Source organism: Moorena sp. SIO1F2 (assembly GCF_010672755.1).
Lineage (GTDB): Bacteria > Cyanobacteriota > Cyanobacteriia > Cyanobacteriales > Coleofasciculaceae > Moorena.
Map to the genome: position 1 here is coordinate 1 of NZ_JAAHFV010000548.1, position 2,835 is coordinate 2,835.

The 2,835-nt window shown below is 42.8% G+C and carries 2 protein-coding genes; both read right to left on the reverse strand.

The window, feature by feature from the left end; genetic code table 11:
- Positions 1–1,533, reverse strand: a 1,533-nt coding sequence (locus tag F6J94_RS32515; RefSeq protein WP_293047807.1) for a GAF domain-containing sensor histidine kinase, incomplete at its 3' end; no start/stop codon positions are given.
- Between the two features lie 189 nt (positions 1,534–1,722).
- Positions 1,723–2,460: a GUN4 domain-containing protein gene (locus tag F6J94_RS32520; RefSeq protein WP_293047808.1), complete on the reverse strand. Its 738-nt coding sequence runs from the start codon at positions 2,458–2,460 to the stop codon at positions 1,723–1,725.
- Positions 2,461–2,835 lie beyond the last annotated feature (375 nt).

Consider the following 2,835-nt stretch of genomic DNA (forward strand, 5'->3'; position numbering starts at 1 on the left):
TCCTAACTCTGGCAAACCTTGAACAGAAATTTTTCCTCTATGGCGTTTAGCTAAATGGCAGCTTAGTAATAGCCCTAAACTTTCACGAGATTCACTATTCTGAGGTCTTTTTTCCGATTCAGAACCCCAACTAGTAGTTTCTGGATCAAAAGAACTGGATAAAAACTGATTGTCACAGAGGAAGTTAGAACTCGAAGGTAGTTCACTGATTCCCAGTGCTTCAGTAATGAATGGGGTTTCTAAAGCATTAGCAACCGCTGCTGCTGCTGAGGGGGATTGTAACGGTAACTCAGAAATTTGTCCGTACATCTGAGGTAGACCATCTCCGAGCCAGGGGTGAGAAACCCAAACCGCGATTTTCAAAGACACGACATTAGCCCTCTCCAAATCAGTTTTTCGAGAGACATGGATGCGTACTTCACCCCCTGCCTCAGCCGAGTAAATCACACTGAATATAAGGTAATATAGCATTTGTCGCACCTTTTCTTTATCCAGAAACCAGATGCGATTACCTGGCTCTACAGATAGATGCAACTTTTGTTGATGTTGCTGCGCTATCTGTGCTAAATTGTTAATTGCTTGTTGACAGAGCATTTCAATATCTACAGCAGTTAAATTTAGTTGTTCGCTGTTTTCCTCAAAAATTCCCAAGCAAAGAATTTCATCAACCATCAATACCAGCTGACGACCACTGCAATAAACAATTTCTAGATATTCTTTTTGTTTATCAGTCAAAGACCCATAAACTTGGCGACTTAATACACTAGCCATTCCCATAATCGATGTTAGAGGTGTGCGCAATTCCTGTGTCAGCTGAGTTAGTAATTTGTACTTAATGGTGTGAACTGAGTTAAAACCAGCTATCCCATCTAGAGAGAGATTCCTAGGGCTAGAAGTTTCCGGATCAGACTCGAATTCCTGAGAGTGCTGAGGCTCTGTTGAAGAGTTGGGTAGCCAGTGAACAAAGCGGTCACGCTCTTTTTTCAAAAAATGATTCCGCTCAAATTCACTGAGACTCCAACGAGCCGTAATTGCCAAAAACTCATAATCTTTGGTGGTAAAATTGCGAGGTACTAAATCCATAACTGCTAGGGTACCTAAACACTCTCCATCAGCAGTTAACAGTGGTGCACCTAAGTAAGAACGGATACCGTAGTGGTGAACCAGTACACTACTAGCAAAGACAGGGTTGGTGACTGTATCATTAATCGCCAACATTTGATGACTATCTACTACATAGCTACAAAAGCATTCACTACGGGGCAACTGACGGGACTGTGCCACTCGATTCATTAGCCCGATTCTAGATAATCCCACAGCTGATTTGATGTGCTGTTGCATTTGTACCATAAAGCCCAAAATGCAGATAGGCACATCTAAAAATCGGGCAGTAGTCTGAGTTGCCTCGTCGAAAACTGGTACTGTTTCTGCTTCGAGTAGACCTAAATCCCGAAGAGTTTTCAGTCGTTTTTTTTCCCGTTCTTTAGGATTCAAACCATCCAGAGTACAAAAAAGTTGATTTTCTTTTCCCATAACCAACCCATTCCCCATGGTTACCTTTGGTAGCACCACAGTCCACTGGCGACTGTAGTGCTACCCACAACACTTAAGGTTCCCAGATAGAGTAGTGAAGTAAACAAATTCTCAGGAAAATAAATGCTTAAATAATGCCAAATTTTTCGGTATCAGAAGCATTTTTGTGTTTTTTTCCTTCCTGACCGCTTATGGGAGTGATGTCCGACTAGACCAAGCTGGATGAGAAAGCAAAGAGGAAAATACCCGAACACCTCTGAGCTGATTGGAAAGAGGCAAATGACCTTTTGGTGCATTGAGATCCCAGATAAACTCATGGGGATATCGGGTCCAGCGATTGCCAGTTTTCCAACCAATTTTTGGCCAAAGTTTTTCCCAGTTCTTGCCCAAAGACAACCAAAGCTCCCGCTGCACAGAAAATCCAAATTTGCCTTGAGAGTGAATAAGCCACAAGATATCAATAGTTTGCAAATCCGTAATCGGGAAATTGTCTACTTCCGAAAAATACAGCCATCTTCTCTGTAGAGCAGCAGCTCCTGCTAACTCACAGAGTTTTTCGAGAGTAAGACGGTCAGCTGCGAGAAAGTCTTGTTTAACTAGCAGCTGTTGCACGGGTGTGTAATCAATGCCTGCTTCAGAACGTAGGGGTACAACCCCAGTAGGAAAATAGGTTTGCAGAAATTCATTGGTTTTGGGGATATTGGCTTGATGGAGGGCTTGATAGGCAAAACCAGCACTGAGGATAGTCGGGTTGGCACGTTGCTCCTGTAAAAATTCCATTAACACGTCTAACCCGGCAGTGCCAGTGCTGGCAAGTTCCTGAATCAAAGCCTGTTGTTTTTTTTCAGAACTAGACTTTAGCTGGCGCTGGAGTTCGGCAACTGTGTTAGAGACTTCTGCTGGGAAAGGGGCCGTTTGATCGCTCATGAAGGGTAGGGTTTGAGGTTGCACTCAAGAAGGTTGAAGTTGAATATGATAGGTTTTAAAGTCGAGACTCAAGCAAGTTCATGCTTTTAACCTAGACTACGGCACCGGACCGCTTGTATACAACCTTCAAGCTTATAATTGTCTAACCTTAAACCTTTTACGATGAAGAACTTTTGCCAAAATTTCACCGATCGTAGTCCGTCAATTGTCTCGCTTCGGTGCTTTACTCCTAAGCTGCTCGAACAATTAACTTGCAGGTTAATTGTTAGGGGTTAGGGGTTAGGTGTTGGTTTAATGGTTAATGGTTAATGGTTAATAGTTAAGGGTGTAAGCGTGCTTAGTACCTAATGTAAGCGTGCTATCATGGCTAATTTA